The following is an 18,950-nucleotide window of genomic DNA, read 5'->3' on the forward strand; positions in this document are numbered from 1 at the left end:
GGGAGGGGTGCTTCTGCTCTAGAGCTTTTAGCGCTTGACGCCAGCCAACACCGCAGCACGCATCGCCTCGTACTCCGCCTCACCCATCTGCCCGGCCTGCCTGCGCTGCTCCAACGCACGCAGCTTGGCATCCACATCACTGCCCTGCGCTGCCTCACGCTGCAGCCGCTCGGCCGCCGAGTGCAGTTCTGGCGGACGCTTGCCGGCACGCACGATGGCAGCAATGAACACACCAATCGCCACTGCAAACAGCAGCACCCCGATCAGCCATACCGCCCAGTTGTAGCCTTCAAGGCCGGGAACATTCATCTCACGCCTCCTTCAACCAACGTGCGATCTGCGGTGCGTAATAGGTCAGTACACCGTCGGCGCCGGCACGCTTGAAGCCGATCATCGTCTCCATCACGCACTTGCGTTCGTCCAGCCAGCCATTGGCCGCGGCCGCCTTCAGCATCGCGTATTCGCCGCTGACGTGATACGCGAAGGTTGGCACACCGAACTCGGTCTTCACCCGGCGCACGATATCCAGGTAAGGCATGCCCGGCTTGACCATCACCATGTCAGCGCCTTCGTCCAGGTCCAGTGCGATCTCACGCATGGCCTCGTCGCTGTTGGCGGGGTCCATCTGGTAGGTCTTCTTGTCAGCCTTGCCCAGGTTGCCCGAGCTGCCCACCGCATCGCGGAACGGACCATAGAACGCCGAGGCGTACTTGGCCGAGTAAGCCATGATGCGCGCATTGATATGGCGGGCCTCGTCGAGTGCGGTGCGGATGGCGCCGATGCGACCGTCCATCATGTCCGAGGGCGAGATGATGTCCACACCGGCATCGGCATGCGATACCGACTGCTTGACCAGCGCCTCGACGGTGATGTCGTTGAGCACATAGCCTGTTTCGTCGATGATGCCGTCCTGGCCATGCGTGGTGTACGGGTCCAGCGCCACGTCGGTCATCACCCCCAGCTCGGGGAAGCGCTGCTTCAGCGCGCGCACCGCACGCTGCGCCAGGCCATCCGGGTTCCAGGCCTCGGCCGCGTCCAGCGACTTGCGCGACGGGTCGATCACCGGGAACAGGTCGATCACCGGCACGCCCAGTTCCAGCGCCTGTTCGGCCTCGCGTAGCAGTTCGTCGATGGACATGCGGTCCACGCCCGGCATCGATGCCACCGCCGCGCGGCCTTGCAGCTCATGCACGAACACCGGCCAGATCAGGTCGTTGCTGGTGAGCGTGTTCTCACGCATCAACCGACGCGAGAACTCGTCGTGACGCATGCGGCGTGGGCGGTACTGGGGGTGGATCATCGCGATACTCCTTGATTCCGGAAACGGGGCTTACTGCAGCCGGTAACCCTCGGGCTGCAGTGGCTCGGGCAGCGGGCTGTGGCCCACTGCATCGAGCAGATCGATCTCGATGGTACGCACCATGGCGTCCAGCGGCAGGTCATTGGGTTCGGTGCCGAACGGGTCTTCCATTTCCTCGCCGAGCTGGTCCAGGCCGAAGAAGGCATAGGCCAGCAGCATTGATACCACCGGCGTTGCCCAGCCCAATGCGCCGGCCAGGCCAAACGGCAGCAGCACGCAGAACAGCCAGGCACAGCGGTGCAGCAGCAAGGTGTAGGCAAACGGCAGCGGGGTGCCGGCAATGCGCTCGCAGCCGGCCTGTACGCTGGCCATGCCCTGCAGGCGCGCGTCGAACTGCGCGTAGAGATAGGGATCCAGGCGACCTTCGCGCAGGGGCACGGCCAGTTCGCTGGCCAGCTGGTCCAGCACGGCATCGGCAATATTGCGTCGCGCCAGCAGCGCCTCCTGGTCCGGCTGCAACCAGGCGGCGCAGGCGGCGGCCTGGTCGCGCCCACGCAGGCGCGCGGCCAGGGCATGGGCAAACGCGATGACCAGGTGCGTGCCGCGCTCACGCAGCTGTGGTTCGGCAACCAGCAGCGCGCCCGCCGCACGGGCGAAACCGCGCGATTCGATCAGCAGCTGCCCCCACAGTTTGCGACCTTCCCACCAACGGTCGTGGCAGGCGTTGTTGCGGAAGCTCAGGAAGATCGACAGCACCAGGCCCAGCAGGGTGAACGGCACCACCGACAGACCGCTCCCACCCAGCGGGTGCCAGCTGCGGCTGAACGCCGCCACCAGCACCGCCAGCACACCGATCGCCAGCACCTTGGGGGCAATGGCCGGCACGATCGAGCCGCGCAGGATGTACAGCAGCTGCCAGCCAGTGGGACGGGGGCGGATGATCATCGGAAAGCCGGTAACGCCTGCAACAGGCCAACGACGCCGGAGGGCTTCCGGCCAGCCGTGTCATTTTACGCCCCCCGGCTGTACCCCGCCGGCACGGCGGTGGCCCCGATCAGATGAAGCCGCCGCCAATGCTCAGGCGGATCACCCCGACGACAATGACGATGGCATTGAGCAACAGACCGGTCTTGGCCCGGCCGCGCTTGCTGGCATGGGTGAACAGCAGGCCGATGGCAGCGATGATCGCCCCCACGGCCGCGAACGGGATCAGGAACCAGTTACCCCAGCCAAGCAGTGGAATGAATGCCAATACCATCCACAACAGGGCAATAATTCCCCAAATCAGGCTGATCAGCCCCATGTGCCTTCCTCCACCAGATACAGCCTGCAAGATAGCCGGGAACACGTGCAGAGCAAAAGGCCTTCACCCTGGCCGGAAGTTCTCGACAGATTCAGCCGGCGCCATGGATCATCCGCAATTACCGATCACCGGGGAGTGAAACCATGAAACTTCCGCTCGTTATCGCACTGTCACTCGGCGTCGCGCTGGCTGTCGGCGGCTGCGCCAGCACTTCCAAGGTCATGCTTGGCCAGGCCCGCGCACCGGTGGACCCGGCCAGCGTGCAGATCTATTCCACCCCGCCGGCCGGCTCGGTGGAGATCGCCCAGCTCGAATCCTCCAGCGCGGTCGGCTTCGGCACCCAGGGCCAGACCGATGCGGCGATTGCCCGGCTCAAGCGCGAGGCCGCCGCACTCGGCGCCAACGGGGTGATCCTGATGGGCGTGGGTTCCGGTGGTTCGCCGGTTGGCATGTCGGTGGGTGCGGGCAGTTATGGCCGCCACACCGCCGGCGGCCTCAGCGTCGGCATCCCCACCCAGCAGAAGCGTGCCGCAGGCGTGGCGATCTGGGTACCGCCGGGCGCAGGCAAGTAAGTCCTGCTGCCCGGGTAATGCAACAAGGGCGCCGTGAGGCGCCCTTGTTGCAGGCAATCCGGTGGTGGTCAGCTGTGATCGCGCAGGAACCGCGCCATCGACGATACCCCGGGTACCGCCGGTTCGAATTCACCGGCCACGTCGATGAAGCCGCGCATGATGGCGATGTCGCGCGGGGTACGGTTGATCGCATCGCGCATCTCCGGATCGGCACCAGCACGCAGCAGCCGCTGTACCAGTTGCGGCAGGCCGTGCAGGGCGGCCAGATGCAGCGGACCGAAGCCGCGCGGGTCGCGTACGTCCAACGACACGTCCTCATCCAGCAGCCGATCCACGGCCGCCAGCACCACGCCTTCGTCGCAGGCCGTGCCCGGTTCGGCGCGTGCACCCAGCAGCAACAGCAACGGCGTCACCGTGCCGGCGGAGGCCTGGTCCGGTTCGGCACCGGCCAGCAGCAAGGTATCCAGCAGGGCCAGCAGGCGGGTACGGTCACGCGAAGTGAAACCGTACAGCGCGGCACAATGCAGCGGCGCCAACTGCTGGTCGTCACCGGCATGCACGTCGGCACCGGCAGTGAGCAGGCGCGCGACGATATCCGGCAAGCCCAGCGCCGCGGCCAGCATCAACACGGTAACGCCGCCGGGCAGGCGATGTTCGAGTTTGGCGCCGGCATTGAGCAACGCGGCCACGATCGTGGTCTGGCGCATGCTCACCGCCGCCGACAACGGCGTGGCACCGCTGGCCGCCGCATGCTGTGGGTCGGCACTGCGCGACAACAGCAGGTCCACCACCGCCGCATGACCACCGCCGGCGGCACGCAGCAGGCCGGTGCAGCCCTGCGCATCGACCGCGTCGACGGCAAAACCAAGATTGAGCAGGCGGCGTACCGCATCGGCATCGCCGGCCATGGCCGCGGCCGCGACGTCGGCATCGCGCAGGGCGCGCAATGGCAGCTGCCAGCCACGCCAGTCCAGCAGGTCGGCCAGATCGCGACGTCCGCTGGACAGGGCAACACCCAAGGGCGTCTGTCCATCCGCCGCACGTGCATCCGGCGATGCGCCCTGCAGCACCAGCTGCTTGAGCGCCGCCTCGCGTGCCAGTGCGGTGGCCAGGTGCAGCGCGGTCATGCCATGGCTGTCGCGCGCCTCGCGGTCGACGCCATTGAGCAGCAGGTGCTGCTGCAGCTTCAGCCAGCCCAGGCGTACCGCCAGCGACAAGGCCGGATCACCGGCCGGCGAGGCGGCAAACGGATCAGCGCCGCGCTCCAGCAGTTCCAGCGCGAATTGTTCGGTGCTGCGCGCACCGTGGTCGTGCTGCGCGCAAGCAGCCAGGAAACGGGTCAGGCCACCCCGGCCGGCCGGCGACACGCCCCGCTGCAGCAGTACCTGCAGGGTCGGGATCGCATCGACGCCACGCGACAGCAGCGCGAACATCGGGGTATCACCGCAGGCATCGAGCACTTCCGCCGCGGCGCCCTGCGCCAGCAGCCAATCGACCACGCGCGGCTGCAGGGCCAGTTCCGGATCGTGCAGCAGTCCACCCAGTTCATCGGCCGCGCACAGCTTGGCCAGGGGTGCCATGCCGTCGACGTTGCCGAATACCAGCGCTTCGCGCAGCAAGGCCAGCGGCGCGCGGTCGTTGAGCACCGGCACGGCGTCACCTTCTGCACCTTCGGCGCTGCTGGCGGCAGCATCGCTGACGGCCGCAGGTAATGGATAGCCCGGGTCAAGCAGCGAGACGATGCTCCAGCGGCCGGCGGCAGCGGCATGTTCGATGGCGCGACGGCCATCGCTGCCGACCACATCGGCGGCAATGCCCAGGTCCAGCAGGCGGCGGATCAGCGCCGCCGAAACATGCTCGGCACGGCTGGCCAGCAGCAACGCGTTGCAGCCCTCGCCGTCAACGGCATGGACATCGGGCTTGTGCGCCAGCAGCCGCTCCAGCACCCCGGCATGTCCCTGCGAGGCGGCATCCAGCCACGGCGTGCGGCCAGCGGCGTCGCGCGGCTCCACATTGGCACCGGCATTGAGCAGGGTTTCGACGATATCGACATGGCCGGCCACGGCGGCCTCATGCAGGGCGCTGCGACGCTGGCGGTCGCGCGCATCCAGTCGTGCCTTGTGCTTGAGCAGCAGCTGCACACCGGCCGGGTCATCGTCATCGGTGGCGGCGGCCTGGACCAGCACCGGCACGCCATCGGCCGGTTCCACCTTGGCGCCGCGCTCCAGCAGGAACTTGCCCAGCCGCCAGTTGCCGGCCTGGCAGGCCACCGCCAGCGGGCTGTGGCCATCGTTGTTGAGGGCATCGATCTCGGCTGCGGCATCGCGCAGCAGGGCTGCCACGCCGGGATCGGAACTGCGCGCGGCGTGGTGCAGCGGGGTATTGCCATCGGCGTCCGGCGTGCGCGGATCGGCACCGTTGGCCAGCAGGGTCATCACCGCCTCGGGACGGCCGTGCCAGCTGTCGCGGGTTGCCGCCAGCAGCGGGGTCATGCCCTTGTGGGCCTGGTTGACGTCGACGCCACGGCTGATCAGCGCACGCAGCAGCCGCAGGTCCGGCAGTACCGCCGCCAGTACCGCCAGGCTGCGCTGGTCGCGCGATTCGGCAGGCGCCGGCGCATGCGCATCGGCACCTGCATCCAACAACTGCAGGGCACGATCAATGCGGCCGCCACGGGCGGCGTCATACAACTGCGGCACCAGTTCGTGCTGCGCGATCGGCTCCAACGGTGCAGGCTCGGCCAGCGCTTCGGCAAACGGATCGAAGGCCGGCTGCGGATTGCCGCTGGCCTTCGCCGCAGCCACGCCCGGCGCACTGCGCATCGACTGCAACAGGTAATGCAACAGCGGGGCGGCGATGGCGGTGGCAATGGCCAGCGGCCAACGCAGGCCGCTACCAACCAGGCCCGGCCAGGCCGCAGCGACGATGGCCGCACACAACAGCAACACCACCGCTGCCGCGCCCAGGCCATGCCAGGAATCCAGGCTGCGGCCGCTCAGGGCCTGCCATTGCGTGCGCAGCGCGCTGTCCTCACGCTCCATCGCCTGCCATAGCGGCCAGGTACGCCACAGCGCCAACAACGCCACGCTGACCGCGATGCTCAGCGCCAGCACCGCCGCCAGGCTGCCGCTGTCGTGCAATGCCGCCAACGGCCAGGACACCAGCACCGCGACGATGGCCGCGCCGCCGGCCCACAATCCCAGCAGGCCAGGCAGTTCACGTTTGAATACTGCCAGCGACGGGGTCACGCTGCGGGTACGCCGCCACCACGACACCGCCAGCGCGAAGGCCGGCTGGGCCAGCACCCCGCATACAGCCGCGGCCACGCCACCGAACGCCGTGGCCAGGGTCAGCAACACCCCCAGGCCCAGCGCGGCGGCAACAACACGGCTACGTAATGCTTCAGTCATCGCGACCGTCGATGCGGGCGATTTTCACCGGTGCCAACGGCATCGGTGGTGCCTGCAGGTGGAAACCGCGTTCGGCCAGGTTGGCGCGCACCTGCGCGACATCGGCCTGGGCCAGACGACGTTCGGGAGTCAGCGCCACCTCCAGCACGAAGGTGAACGGCGCCAACGTGCTACCCAGCACGGCCGGAATCACATCGAAATCATCACGCTTGGCGAGGTACACGTAGGTGTCCTGCTTGCGTTGGCTTTTATAGACGTAAGCTTGCATGCCAGCGGGCTTTGCCCTGCATCGGGAGTCAGAGATTGTGTCGGAAATCTGGCGCTGTTGAAAGGCGGCGCGCCTCGTCGCAGCGGGATTTGCCACGGTCTTATACATTCATTTACATCAAGATTCTGTTGAGATGGGGGTATGCCCGCGGTCCGGCTGATCGACGGGAAGCCACCTGTCGATATACTCGCGCCCCTTCGAACCCTTGGAAGACAACGTGTCGCCTGCATCACCGCCACGCCTGGCACCGCTGAACATCCTTGCCCACACCGCGACGACGGCGCTGGGTGCGGGCCTGGCTGCGCAACGACAAGGGCTGCGCGCGCGGCGCAGCGGTCTGCGTCCGAACGATTTCGGTGATGAACCGCTGCCCTGCTGGATCGGCCGCGTAGCCGGCCTGGAGGAAGTGACGTTGCCGCCGGACCTGGCCGGGTTCTCCTGCCGGAACAATCAGCTGGCCTGGCTCGCGTTGCAGCAGGACGACGTGCTGGCAGCGCTGCAGCAGGTGCGTGAACGCCACGGCGCATCGCGGGTGGCGGTAGTCATGGGCACCTCCACCTCCAGCATCGGCGCCACCGAAGAAGCCTATGCCCGGCTTGAAGCCGATGCCGACGGCAACCTGCATTTCCCGCCCGACATGCTGCGCCCACGCATTCATACCCCACATTCGCTGGGCGATTTCGTGCAGGCCGCAACCGGGCTGGGCGGCCCCTGCGTCACCGTTGCCACGGCCTGCTCGTCCAGCGCCAAGGTTTTCGCCCAGGCCGCGCGCCTGATCAATGCCGGCCTGGCCGACGCTGCCCTGGTCGGCGGCGTGGACACCTTGTGCGGCAGCGTGCTGTATGGCTTCAACTCGCTGCAGCTGGTCGCGCCCACGCCATGCCAACCGTTCGACGCACGCCGGGTCGGCCTGTCGCTGGGTGAAGCCGGTGGTTACGCGGTGCTTGAACGTGTCGGCGCAGGCCCGGCCACGCCCCTGCAGCTGCGCGGCTATGGCGAATCCAGCGATGCACACCACATGTCGGCCCCGCATCCGGAAGGACTGGGCGCACGGCTGGCGATGCAGGCAGCGCTGCAACGCGCCGGTATCGATGCGGCCGAGCTGGGTTACCTGAACCTGCATGGCACCTCGACCCCGGCCAACGACAGCATCGAAGCCGCCGCGGTTGCCGCGCTGTTCCCGCCGAGCCTGCATGCCAGCTCGACCAAAGGCTGGACCGGCCACACGCTGGGCGCGGCCGGCATCGTCGAATCGGTGTTCGCGCTGCTGGCGTTGAGTGACGGCGTGCTGCCGGGCACCTTGAACAGCGAGATCCCCGACCCGGCCTGCGGCCCGCAGATCCGCTTTGCCAATGCCCAGGCCGAGATTGACTATGCGATGAACAATTCCTTCGGCTTCGGCGGCAACAACTGCGCGCTGGTGTTCGGCAAGGCAGGATGAGACAGATGCTGGAAGCTACCTTGGAAGGTGTCGGATTCTGGGGCAACGGCCTGCCCGACTGGGACAGCGCCTGTGCCTGGATGCGCAAGGGCGAACGCCCGCAGGACCCGCCGGCGCGCCCGTCGCCGCAGCTGCTGGCTGCCAATGAGCGGCGCCGCGCACCCGGCACGGTGGCGGTCGCGCTGGAGGCCGCGCTGGCCGCCTGTGAGGCGGCCGATCGCGCACCGGCAAGCCTGCCGTCGGTGTTCACCTCCACCCACGGCGAGCTGACCATCACCGATTACATGTGCGCCACCCTGGCCACCGACCCGGCTGCCATTTCGCCAACCAGGTTCCACAACTCGGTGCACAACGCCGCCGCCGGCTACTGGACCATCGGTGCCGGCGCACACGTCTCGGCCACCGCGATCAGCGCCGGCCACGACAGCTTCGCGCAGGGCCTGCTGGAAGCCATGGTGCAGCTGCAGGCTGGCGAGGAAGCGGTGCTGCTGGTCGCCTATGACGGCAACGCCAGTGGCCCGGCCGCCGAAGTGTCACCCAGCAGCGGCCTGCTGGGTGCCGCCTTCGTGCTGTCACGCAGCCCATGCGATGGCCTGCCGGGCTTGCAGCTCAAACTGCATGACGCAGCACCGTCAGCGATCCTGCGTGATGTGCCGCAAGGCCCACTGACGCAGTTGTTTGCCGACAATGCGATGCACCCGGTGCTGCCACTGCTGGAGGCCCTGGCGATGGATCAGGACATGCTATGGATGCGCGCAGGCGCGCAGCAGTGGCTGGAGATCGGCATCCGCCATGACTGAACCGGGCCCGCTGTCCGCGGACAATGTCGCCGTGGTGATTCCGGCACTGAACGAAGAACTGCGCATCCGCCAGGTGGTCGAAGGCGCGCTGCAGTACTACCCGCACGTCATCGTCATCGATGACGGCTCAACCGACCGTACCGCCGACTGCATCGCCGATCTGCCGGTCACGGTACTGCGCCACCCGCAACGCATGGGCAAGGGCCAGGCACTGCGCAGCGGCTTTGCCGAAGCCAGCCGACTCGGCCTGCGCGGCGTGCTGACCCTGGACGGCGACGGCCAGCATGTTGCCGCCGACCTGCCGCGCCTGCTCGCCAGCGCCAACCGCCACCCCGGCTGTATCATCATCGGTGCGCGCCTGCGCAAGCGCGCATCGCAACCGCTGTACCGCCGCCTGGCCAACGAGTTCGGTGACTGGGGCATCGCCTGGGGCACGCATTACCAGGTGGCCGACAGCCAGAGCGGGCAGCGTTTCTACCCGGCCGAGGTGATCGCCCTGCGCGACATCGCCGCCGAGGGTTTCGTGTTCGAAGCACAGGTGGTGATCTCGGCTGCGCGCCAGCTGGGCACGCGCTGCGTGTCGGTACCGATCGAATCACGCTACCGCTGCGCCGACAGCGACGAACAATTCCGCCCCAGCCATTTCAAGCCGCTGCAGGACCTGTACCGCATCACCAGCCACATCGTGCTGCTGGCGCTGCGGCATGGCCATGTCTGGCGCGTCTACCGCACCATCCGCAGGAATCCGCCGGTGATCGACAGCACCGACGTCGCCAACTGAGCGACCGCGCTCAGCCCATGCCGCCGTTGATGCCGATCACCTGGCCGTTGATGTAGCCGGCGGCATCGCTGCACAGGAAGGCCACCAGCGCCGCCACCTCTTCCGGCTTGCCGGCGCGCGCGGCCGGTACGGTCTGCTTGATCAGCTCAGGCGGAAACGCATCGGCCGCCATCTGGCCCTCGATCACCCCCGGCGCGACCACGTTGACGCTGATGCCACGGCTGGCCATTTCCCGCGCCAGCGACTTGCTTGCCCCGTGCAGGCCGGCCTTGGCCGCGGCGTAGTTGGTCTGGCCGCGATTGCCCAGCACGGCTGCCACCGACGATACGCTGACAATGCGGCCCCAGCGCGTGCGCGCCATCGGCAACAGCAGCGGCTGGGTCACGTTGAAGAAACCGTTGAGGCTGACATCAATCACCCGCTGCCAACGCTGCGCATCCATGCCGGCCATCGGCGCGTCATCGTGGATGCCGGCATTGTTGACCACGATCTGGATGGGACCATCGACCAGCAGGGCCTCCAGCGCGGCATTCACCGCTCCATCATCGGCAACATCGAAGGCCACCGCCTGCGCACTGCCACCGTCGGCGACGATCTGCGCCACCACCGCTTCGGCGCGCGCCAGGTTGGCGTTGGCATGCACGATCACATGCACGCCGTCGCTGCCGAGCCGATGGCAGATCGCGCCACCCAGATCACCACTGCCACCGGTCACCAGCGCACGTCGCTGCTTGCTCATCAGGGGTTTGCTCCGCTAGGTCTCATTGAATATTCATGGCAGCTGCAGCATCACCGCGGCACGGCCTTCTGCCAGCAACTGCCCGCGGTGATGGATGCGGAACGCATACTGCTGGCTGCCCTCGCCTTCCACCAACACCTGCGCGGTCGCCTCCAGTGCATCGACCAGATCATCGATGCGCACCACATGCAGCTGCACGTCACGCAGCGCGACCAGTACGCCCGGCAACGCCGCGCCACCCCGTTCGCGCCCGCGCAGGCCACCATGCACGGCCATCGCCTGTGCACCATATTCGCAGAGGTGGATTGCGCGCAGCTGGCCGTCATCGCACAGCGGATGCGCCGCATCGCGGTGGTTGAACGCCCGTAGCGCGATGTCCTGCGCCGACCAGCTCACGACCTCGTCCCACAGGCACATGCCGCCCTGATGCGGGACCAGTTGCAGGATTTCCTCACGTCCCAGCATGTCCAACCTCCTGCAGCGGATGCCGCGATATCAGCAGGGCCAGCACGAAATTGCAGACCACGCCCAATGCCACCGTGCTGCCGATCGCACGCAGCACCGGTATCGAGGACAAGCCAAGCAGGCTGAACACCAGCAAGGTCATCACGCTGCATACCAGCAAGCCGTGCAGGGTGCGCAGCTGGTCGGCATGGCTGTCGCCTGCGTGTTCGAAGAACAGCCCGTAATCCAGGCCCAGGCCAGCGGCGAGGATCAAGCCGATAAGGTGGAACAGGTTCAACTCCACGCCCACGCCGCGCAGCACCGCCAGCACCAGCACGGTCGTCAGCAGCATCGGCAGCAGCACCCGCAACACGCGCCGTGGCGAGCGCAATGCAGCGCCAACGGTCAGTGCCAGCAGCAGTACCGCAAGCGCAAGCGCGACCAGCACACGGCCGCGATAGTCGGCAACGAGGGATTCGGAGGCCTGCTTCATGTCCAGCAGCTGCGCGCCATGCAATTGCGCCGTGCTGGCCACCGCGGCCACATCGTTGAGGCCGCTGAGCGAGACCAGCGCGATGGCGTGATCCCTGCCCTGCACCAGCAGGCCATCGACTGCCGTCGCCAGTGGCGTGCCCTGCAGATCAGCCGGTTGCAATGGCGGCGCACGGCGCGCCTGCTGCACATCGGCGACAAATGGCTCGAACGCATCATCGATGAACGGCGTTCCCGCCACCGCCGTTGCCAGCGCCGCGCGCAGGCTGGCTTCATCGGGCAGCTGTTGCTGGCGCTGGCGCTGCACGGCGGCGCTGGGCAGATAACGCGCCGCCATGTCGTAGCGCTCCAGCGCGCCGTTGGCGACCAGCGCATCCAGGGCCGGCCGCAGCCGTTCACTGGCGGCCAGCGCAGCCTGTGCGTCGCTGCCGCGCACGGTGACCAGATAGCGCACATCCGGCGCGCCCAGTTCGCTGCGCAGCTGTGCATCACGCTGCAGGTCCTGCGGGTCCACCGGGGTCAGCCGGCCCAGGTCGTTCTGCCAGAAGGTGCCCGGGGCAAACACCATCACCGCCACCGCCAGCGCGGCGAGTACGGCCAGTGACCAGCGCGGCCGTGGCAGGCGCTGGGTGTGCTTCCACAGCCGCGCCAGCCGGTCGGAGTCGGCGAAATCGCGTGTTGCCGGGTCAATCAATGCCGGCAGCAGATAGCGCGTGGCCAGCGCCGCCGTCGCCAGTGCGGTGATGGTGAACACCGACAGCTGTTTCAAACCATCCACGCCGGAGAACAGGAAGGTCAGGTAGGCAATGCAGGTGGCGATCACCCCCGTGCCCAGCGTCGGCCACAGCGCGCGCACGTTGTCCCATGCCGAGCGACCCGGCCGCTGGTGGCTGAAGAAGTGGATGGGGTAGTCCTGCACAACGCCGATCAGGGTGAAGCCGAACGCGATGGTGATGCCGTGTACGCCATCAAAGCCCAGCGCCACCGCGCACAGCCCGGCCAAGCCGGCACTGGCCAGCGGCAAGAAACCCAGGATCGGCATTTTCCAGCTGCGGTAGGCGAACCACAGCAGCAGGATCATGCCGATGGTATCCAGCGTGCCGATCATGCCCGCTTCGCTGGCGGTGCGGTTGCCGATCTTGACCGAGAACGCGCCCGGCCCGCTCAGCTCGATGCGGCTGCCGCTGGCGGCGGCGATGCCGACAAACCGGTTGTTGATCGTATCCACCGCCAGCTGCTGGGCGCCAGGATCAAAGCCTGCCGCATGGGTCTGCACCAGCAACAACGCCTGCTTGCCGGCGCGATCGAACCAGACGTCATCGATACGTTGCGGCGCATTGGCTGGTTGCAGGGCCTCGGCCACGCGCAGCACCTGCAGGGTGGGATCGGAAGGCAGCAGGGGTTCGATCAAACCACCGGCAGGCGAGCCAAGGTCCTGCAGGCGTGCCTGCAGTTCTTCACCGAGACGGGCGCTGGAAAACGCATCTGCCGGCAATGCACCGATCAGATAGCGGTAGGGCAGCAGACGCTCGGGGAATGCCTCCAACCCGGCCTGCTCACCATTGGCAACCAGCTCGAACTGCGCATCGGCGGCCAATGCTGCACGCAGCGCGCGCGACTGCTGCGCCAGCTGCTCGGGTGCGGCGTCGGACAGTGCGACCAGCAACAACCGCGCACCCGGGCCTTCGCCCAGTTCATCCAGCAACAGCTTCTGCGCGGGCGTACGTGCGTCGGGCATGAACTTGCGCAGGTCGCCGCTGACCTGGATTCGGCTGCTGATCCACATGCCCAGCACACCGAGCAGCAGCAACCAGGCAATGGCCAGGCCGATGCGCTGCATGGATGACAGCTTCAACGCGTGCCACCGGCACTGCACAGCCCACTCAACGCGGCGGCGTCGCGAACGGCGGCCGCGGCAGTGGCGGCACCGCCCAGCAAGGTGCGCTGCACCTCGCCCTTGGCCGGCTGGGTTTCGATGCAGCGCAGTTCCGCGTTCTGGCCGTGCAGGATCACCGACCGCACGCGCCGGGCCAAGGCCTCTGCCTTGGGCGTCAGCTGCAGTTGCCAGCGCTGCGCACTGCCGGAGGCCTGCAGGCGATAGTTCTGCTCCAACGCGGCCAGATCACCGGCCAGCATCGCCCCGAAACTGGCCTGCAGATCGGCCAGTTCGGGCACGCGTTGCAGCGCGAACACCCGCGGCGGCTTGCCGGCGCGGGCAATGCTGACCTGGCCATCGGCGATGGTCGTTGTCTCTGCATAGGGCGTGCGCACCTCGCGGACCAGCGTGCCGGCATCCGGGCGGCGGTATTGGCCTTCGACCCGCAGCGGCTCCTTCAGCAATGCCGAGCCACGCAGTTCGACGAAGTTGGTCTGGCTGGGTGCCGGCTGCGCCAGTTGCCGCAGTATCCATGTGGCATCGACGCCACTGGCCAGGGCGGGGCTACTGGCCAGCAGGCCGGTCAGCAGGCACGGGAGCAGCCGTCGCACGGTCTTGGGGATGCCAGAAATCATAGAAATTGAACCAGTTGTAAGGGGCCTCGCGCAGGTGATGCTCCAACCTGCCGGCATAACGGTGGATAAGCGTGGAAAGGATCTCCGCCCGGCCGCGGCGCGGGATATCCACCACCTCGGCAAATGACTCGAAGCGCAGGTCGTAGCGGTTGCCGCCAAGGTACAGGCCAAAGGCCAGCACCACCGGTGCCTTCAATGCGTTGGCGATCAACCACGGCGCTGCCGGGAATGCAGCGTCACTGCCCAGCAGCGGGGCGGCGACAGCCGGTTCATCGGGACGCGCCCGGTCCACCAGCAATGCCACCATCGCGCCATCTTCCAATGCCTGCTGGATGGCCAGCACGATCGCGGTGCCCTCCTGTCCGGCATCGATGATGCAATCAGCCAGCTTGGGGTCGAGTTCGGCCAGCAGTTCGGTGATGGCGGCATTGTGCGCGCGGTCCATCAGCACCCGCAGCTTCAGGTCCGGGCGCATCCTGGCCAGTACCCGCAGCGCATCGAAGCTGCCGAGGTGGGAACCGAACACCAGCACCCCGCGCCCCTGGTCCAGCTGCTGCAGCAAGGGCTCGGTACCGCTGCTGCGGATGTCGAACAGGGCGGTGCGGCCGGCCAGCAGGAATACCCGGTCGAGGATGGTGGCGGCGAAGGTATGGATATGGCGGGCCACTTCCAGCGCACGCGCCGGACGCCCGCGCAGGCGTCGCAGGTAATCGGCGGACGCGCGCCGTTCGGCACCCCGCACACAGTAGAAATACAGGGTGATCGGGTACAGGCAGGCGCGCGCGATGCCGCGCCCGCCATGCCGCGCGATGCCGCCGATCAAACGAATGGCGAACCGTCCGCCGCCTTCGGGACGATGCTTCCAGTCCGCCTCGTTCATGCGCCTGCGTCGCCTTCGACCAACACCAGCTCGCCACGCACCAGCAGCTGGTCCTCGCGCAACACGCGGAATTTCCAGCGTGGCGCCTGGCCTTCCAGCTCCACCCGTGCCTGCTGATCCGGCAGCAGTGGTGCCATGAACTTCACCTGCGGCAGGCGCAACGCGCCGACCGCCTGCCCCTGCTCGATCGCCACCGCCTGCAGTACCTGCTCCAGCACCACCACGCCAGGCACCAGCGGCCGACCGGGGAAATGCCCGGGCAGGCAGGGATGATCGGAGGGAATACTGAACTGCATCAGATGCTGTACCGGCGACTTTGGCACACAGGATACCGGCAGCCTTGTGTTTCAGCGCAGCAGGTCGCGCCAGAACGCCGGGCCCAGCTGGCCCATCTGGCGCAGGAAATCCCAGGCATTGCGGTAGGGCCGCTGCGGGAAAAACTGCGAACGCACGGCGTACTCCACTGCGAAAAAGCCACCGATCAAGCCCCAGTCGGCGATGTTCGCGCACCACGACCATTGTTCATGGGTCACCGGCCACCACGGTTGGATGCCGAAGGCGGCCAGCAGACCGTCGGGGACGGCGCTCATCGCCAGGCCCAGATTCACCGCCGCCAGCAGCACCAGCACCAGCGCCCAGGCAGCACTGAGGCGGCGCGTATAGCGCTCCAGTGCCGCGGTCACCGGCATGCCGGCGCGGCTGTACAGGGCCTGCACGATGCGGGTGATCAGCGGAATCCGCCCGGGCAGCAGTGAGCGCGCGAAACCCCAGGCCACCAGCAGCGGAAACACCACCGGTGGCGCCAGCAGCAGCATCCACGCCCAGGCCGAACCGCCCAGCCACCACAACAACGCACAACTGGCCGCCAGCAGGCCCCATGCCCACGCCTGCCGCCGCGCCAGCGGTTCCAGCAGGCACAGCAGCACCAGCCCGGCCAGGGCGGCCGCGGCCCACATGCCCTCGTTGCGCAGGCTGGCCACATGCGACAGCACCGGATAGGCCAGCAGCAGGATCACCCGCAGCGCCAGCGCCACCGGCCCGTGGCCGGGTTCAGGGCTGGCGGCACTCACGCCGTTCAGACCGTCTTGTTGGCTTGGATATGCGCCGACAGGGCCCGCAAGGAACCGAAAATACGGCGGTTGTCCTCGTTGTCCGAACGCAGCTGGAAGCCATAGCGCTTGCTGATGGCCAGCGCCAGTTCCAGCGCATCGATCGAATCCAGGCCCAGCCCGTCGTTGAACAGTGCCGCCTCCGGATCGATCTGGGCCGGGTCCACGTCTTCCAGGTTCAGGCTCTCGACCAGCAACCCGGCCAGCTCGCGCTCGGCTTCATTTTGTTGCGACATTTCCATACCCACGGCAAATAGACCCGCAACGATCCGGCATCGCCGACGGTTGCGCAAGCATGACAGTTCAGACGCGCGGGGTATCATTGCCGTCTCTGCGATGCCCGATACGCCGTGCAATGACGTCCCCGCTCCACGCCCGCCGCCGCTTCCACCTGCGCGCCACCTGCCTGCCCACCAATGTCACGGAGGTCTGAGATGAATGCCCAGACGTCTCCGGCGGCGGCTGCCGCGCTGCACATCGACTATGCCGATCCCTCGCAGCTGCCGGCCCTGTTGGCCGATCCGCAGGTGCTGGCCGTTTTCGGCTTCCAGGCCGGCGACGCGGCGGCCCCCAGTGACGATCCGCGCTATCTGCAGGTAGGCCTGCAGGCCGACGGCGTGGCCAAGCTGGAAGTGTGGCGCAGCGACAAACCGGTCAGCCATGGCCGCGATGCCAACGGTGTGGCCTGGGCCAGCGACGGTGCGCTGATGTTCGGCGCCCTGCAGGTAGACGAAAACCTGCACGGCGGCATCCTCGGCGCCTCCGAACACGCCTACGCCCAGATGCTGCAGGCATTGTCGGCGCATGCCTATCCGCACCTGCTGAGGATATGGAACTACCTGGATGCCATCACCGAAGGCGAAGCCGACAACGAGCGCTACCGCGAATTCTGCGTCGGCCGAGCACGCGGCATCGGCGCTATCGACACCGCCACCCTGCCCGCCGCCACCGCCATAGGTCGGCTGGATGGGGTGCGCGTGCTGCAGGTGTATTGGTTGGCCGCACGTGATGCCGGCACGCCGCTGGAAAACCCGCGCCAGGTCAGCGCCTACCGCTACCCGCGTCAATACGGGCGGCAATCGCCCAGCTTCGCCCGCGCCATGCTCGCCGCGGGCGGCAGCCGCCTGCCGCTGCTGCTGTCGGGCACCGCCAGCGTGGTCGGCCATGCCACCCTGCATGGCGACTGCACGCAGCGCCAGCTGCAGGAAACCTTTGCCAATTTTGAAGCCCTGATCGGCGCGGCCCGCGCGCACCGGCCGAGCTTGCCAGCGCAGTTCGGCGAGGGCAGCCGGCTCAAGGTCTATGTGCGCGATGCGGCTGAAATCGGCGATGTGCGCGCGGCGCTGGCCCTGCATCTGCCGGCGCAGGTGCCGTACATCGTGCTGCATGCCGCGGTATGCCGGCGCGACCTGCGGGTCGAGATCGACGGCGTCCACGACGCCTGACAGCCTTCAGGCAGAGGCGCCGCAGCAACAGCCGCGGCGTGGCGCCTGTTCAGTGCCCCAGCAAGGCCAGCACCGCATCGCGCGGCAACTTGCCGGTGTCATTGCGCGGCAGCACCGCCACCTTGCGCAATGGGCGTGGCAGGAACACCGGATCCATGAACTCGCGCAGATCGCGCAGGATGTCGGCCTCCTCGCGCCCGGGTGCCACCACCAGCGCGGCAATGCGACCCACCGCGTGGCCGGGCTCGGCGGCCAGTTGCACCACCACCGCATCCACCACACCGGGAACGGCCTGCAGCTTGCGGGTCAGGTCACCCAACGAGGCGCGTTTGCCGGCGATTTCCAGCAGATCGGCACGCCGACCGCGCAGCACGAAGCGATCCCCCGGCAACAGTTCCACCAGGTCCGCCAGGTTCACCGGCGCGGGCAGGTGCGCCGCATGCACGCGCGTGCCATCGGGCTGGGGTTCCAGGCTCACACCCGGCAGCAGGCTCCAGGCGGTTTCGCTGGCGGTGCGACGGCGGGCAAAGATGCAGGTCTCGGTAGAGCCGAACATCTCCCGCACCTCGGTGGAAAAAGCCTGTTCGGCCGCTGCCGCAAGTTCCTGCGACAGCGGCGCGGTGGCGGTGACGATGCCGGCCAGCGGCGGCAAGCCCACGCCCGACTCCACCAGCGCCTTGAGGTGCACCGGGGTGGTGATCAGCACCCGCGGTTCCTGCACCTGCTGCAGCGCGAGCACCACGTCCTGCGGAAAGAACGGACGCCCTGCCTGCAGCGTTGCCGGTGCCAGCAAGGGCAGCAGTACCGCCATCTCCATGCCATACATGTGCTGCGACGGCACCGTTGCCACCAGCGCCGGCTGCGCCTCGCCCCACAGGTCCTGCAAGGCTTGCAGGTTCTGCGCGGTGCTGGTCAGGAACGACCCCCAGGTCTTGCTGTTGGCGCTGGGTGCACCGGTGCTGCCGGAAGTAAAACCAATCGCCACCAGCTGCGTATCCGCCAATTGCGGCAGCACGCCGTCAAGACGCGGCAATTCCATTGGCAGGACGAAGCTGCCCGGTGGCAACGGCTGCTGGGCGTCGTCAGCCAGGCAGTAGGTCTGCGGATAGCGCTGCTGCACATCGGCAACGACCGCATGTGCGCGCGACGAAGGCAGCAGGTTCACCTGACCGCGCAGTGCCACCGCGCAGAACGCGACCAGGAAGCGGTAGCGGTCGTCGCACAGGTTGACCGCATGCTGGCCCGCCGGCAGCAGTGCGGCCACGCCACGCACATGCGCGAAGAAGGTCTGCAGATCGATCGATCTGTCCGCGCCGACCGCCAGCAGGCGCTGCAGGCCACCATTGGCCAGCGGGTGGCGGGACGGGGATGACAACTGCTCGGGAACAACCGACATGCGACTACCAGGACCTCGTTCGATGGACAGCCCATCGCGACGCCGGCCACAACGGGGCG

The 18,950-nt window shown here is 67.7% G+C and carries 20 protein-coding genes; 5 read left to right on the top strand and 15 right to left on the bottom strand.

Going from position 1 to position 18,950, the window contains the following annotated elements; translation table 11 throughout:
- Positions 1–27: 27 nt before the first annotated feature.
- The 4 genes from RT131_RS17690 to RT131_RS17705 form a co-directional block, all read right to left on the bottom strand.
- A complete protein-coding gene (locus RT131_RS17690) occupies positions 28–309 on the bottom strand; it encodes an SHOCT domain-containing protein (protein WP_313174099.1) in 282 nt (93 codons plus the stop codon).
- 1 nt (position 310) lies between these two features.
- Complete coding sequence (gene hemB, locus RT131_RS17695; protein WP_313174101.1) at positions 311–1,300, bottom strand: porphobilinogen synthase; 990 nt, start codon at positions 1,298–1,300, stop codon at positions 311–313.
- 30 nt (positions 1,301–1,330) lie between these two features.
- The gene (locus RT131_RS17700; protein WP_313174103.1) at positions 1,331–2,245 is read right to left on the bottom strand and encodes a bestrophin family ion channel; all 915 of its coding nucleotides are present in this window, start codon (positions 2,243–2,245) and stop codon (positions 1,331–1,333) included.
- A 109-nt stretch (positions 2,246–2,354) separates the two neighbouring features.
- Positions 2,355–2,603: a hypothetical protein gene (locus RT131_RS17705; RefSeq protein WP_313174105.1), complete on the bottom strand. Its 249-nt coding sequence runs from the start codon at positions 2,601–2,603 to the stop codon at positions 2,355–2,357.
- A gap of 143 nt (positions 2,604–2,746) precedes the next feature.
- On the opposite strand from RT131_RS17705, the gene RT131_RS17710 reads away from it, so the two are divergent.
- Positions 2,747–3,175, top strand: coding sequence for a hypothetical protein (locus RT131_RS17710; RefSeq protein WP_313174107.1), 429 nt, complete (start codon positions 2,747–2,749; stop codon positions 3,173–3,175).
- A 68-nt stretch (positions 3,176–3,243) separates the two neighbouring features.
- Here the strand turns inward: RT131_RS17710 and RT131_RS17715 are convergent, their stop codons facing one another.
- Entirely contained in the window at positions 3,244–6,585 is a 3,342-nt protein-coding gene (locus RT131_RS17715) for an ankyrin repeat domain-containing protein (RefSeq protein WP_313174108.1), read from the bottom strand.
- Positions 6,578–6,853 carry a YcgL domain-containing protein gene (locus tag RT131_RS17720; RefSeq protein WP_313174110.1) on the bottom strand — a complete coding sequence of 92 codons (276 nt, stop codon included), beginning with the start codon at positions 6,851–6,853 and terminating at the stop codon, positions 6,578–6,580. The genes RT131_RS17715 and RT131_RS17720 overlap by 8 nt, the downstream gene beginning before the upstream one ends.
- A 241-nt stretch (positions 6,854–7,094) precedes the next feature.
- On the opposite strand from RT131_RS17720, the gene RT131_RS17725 reads away from it, so the two are divergent.
- Genes RT131_RS17725 through RT131_RS17735 form a run of 3 tightly spaced genes read left to right on the top strand, consistent with a single transcriptional unit; the run spans position 7,095 to position 9,875 of the window.
- Complete coding sequence (locus tag RT131_RS17725; RefSeq protein ID WP_313174160.1) at positions 7,095–8,294, top strand: beta-ketoacyl-[acyl-carrier-protein] synthase family protein; 1,200 nt, start codon at positions 7,095–7,097, stop codon at positions 8,292–8,294.
- A gap of 5 nt (positions 8,295–8,299) precedes the next feature.
- Positions 8,300–9,094, top strand: a complete 795-nt coding sequence (locus tag RT131_RS17730; RefSeq protein ID WP_313174112.1) for a beta-ketoacyl synthase chain length factor — start codon at positions 8,300–8,302, stop codon at positions 9,092–9,094.
- Positions 9,087–9,875 carry a glycosyltransferase family 2 protein gene (locus RT131_RS17735; RefSeq protein ID WP_313174113.1) on the top strand — a complete coding sequence of 263 codons (789 nt, stop codon included), beginning with the start codon at positions 9,087–9,089 and terminating at the stop codon, positions 9,873–9,875. Before RT131_RS17730 ends, RT131_RS17735 begins: the two co-directional genes overlap by 8 nt.
- A 10-nt stretch (positions 9,876–9,885) precedes the next feature.
- Here RT131_RS17735 and fabG read toward each other — a convergent pair whose 3' ends face one another.
- From fabG to RT131_RS17775, 8 genes are read right to left on the bottom strand one after another with little or no spacing between them, the layout of a single operon-like run.
- Positions 9,886–10,617 (bottom strand): 3-oxoacyl-ACP reductase FabG, encoded by a 732-nt coding sequence (gene fabG / locus RT131_RS17740; protein ID WP_313174161.1) that lies wholly within the window; start codon positions 10,615–10,617, stop codon positions 9,886–9,888.
- Positions 10,618–10,647: 30 nt separating this feature from the next.
- The gene (locus RT131_RS17745; protein WP_313174114.1) at positions 10,648–11,079 is read right to left on the bottom strand and encodes a phosphotransferase; all 432 of its coding nucleotides are present in this window, start codon (positions 11,077–11,079) and stop codon (positions 10,648–10,650) included.
- Positions 11,066–13,390, bottom strand: a complete 2,325-nt coding sequence (locus RT131_RS17750; RefSeq protein ID WP_313174163.1) for an MMPL family transporter — start codon at positions 13,388–13,390, stop codon at positions 11,066–11,068. The genes RT131_RS17745 and RT131_RS17750 overlap by 14 nt, the downstream gene beginning before the upstream one ends.
- A gap of 11 nt (positions 13,391–13,401) precedes the next feature.
- Complete coding sequence (locus RT131_RS17755; RefSeq protein WP_313174116.1) at positions 13,402–14,037, bottom strand: LolA-related protein; 636 nt, start codon at positions 14,035–14,037, stop codon at positions 13,402–13,404.
- The gene (locus RT131_RS17760; protein WP_313174118.1) at positions 13,991–14,941 is read right to left on the bottom strand and encodes an acyltransferase; all 951 of its coding nucleotides are present in this window, start codon (positions 14,939–14,941) and stop codon (positions 13,991–13,993) included. The genes RT131_RS17755 and RT131_RS17760 overlap by 47 nt, the downstream gene beginning before the upstream one ends.
- Positions 14,938–15,237 (bottom strand): 3-hydroxyacyl-ACP dehydratase FabZ family protein, encoded by a 300-nt coding sequence (locus RT131_RS17765; RefSeq protein WP_313174120.1) that lies wholly within the window; start codon positions 15,235–15,237, stop codon positions 14,938–14,940. Before RT131_RS17765 ends, RT131_RS17760 begins: the two co-directional genes overlap by 4 nt.
- Before the next feature lie 51 nt (positions 15,238–15,288).
- The gene (locus tag RT131_RS17770; RefSeq protein ID WP_313174121.1) at positions 15,289–16,011 is read right to left on the bottom strand and encodes a ketosynthase; all 723 of its coding nucleotides are present in this window, start codon (positions 16,009–16,011) and stop codon (positions 15,289–15,291) included.
- Between the two features lie 5 nt (positions 16,012–16,016).
- The gene (locus tag RT131_RS17775) at positions 16,017–16,286 is read right to left on the bottom strand and encodes a phosphopantetheine-binding protein (protein ID WP_312367181.1); all 270 of its coding nucleotides are present in this window, start codon (positions 16,284–16,286) and stop codon (positions 16,017–16,019) included.
- Between the two features lie 198 nt (positions 16,287–16,484).
- On the opposite strand from RT131_RS17775, the gene RT131_RS17780 reads away from it, so the two are divergent.
- Positions 16,485–17,495, top strand: a complete 1,011-nt coding sequence (locus RT131_RS17780) for a pteridine-dependent deoxygenase (protein ID WP_313174124.1) — start codon at positions 16,485–16,487, stop codon at positions 17,493–17,495.
- A gap of 49 nt (positions 17,496–17,544) precedes the next feature.
- Here the strand turns inward: RT131_RS17780 and RT131_RS17785 are convergent, their stop codons facing one another.
- Positions 17,545–18,891, bottom strand: coding sequence for an AMP-binding protein (locus tag RT131_RS17785; RefSeq protein ID WP_313174125.1), 1,347 nt, complete (start codon positions 18,889–18,891; stop codon positions 17,545–17,547).
- Positions 18,892–18,950: the final 59 nt, after the last annotated feature.

Origin of the sequence: Stenotrophomonas sp. (assembly GCF_032066555.1) — a bacterium.
Taxonomy (GTDB): domain Bacteria; phylum Pseudomonadota; class Gammaproteobacteria; order Xanthomonadales; family Xanthomonadaceae; genus Stenotrophomonas.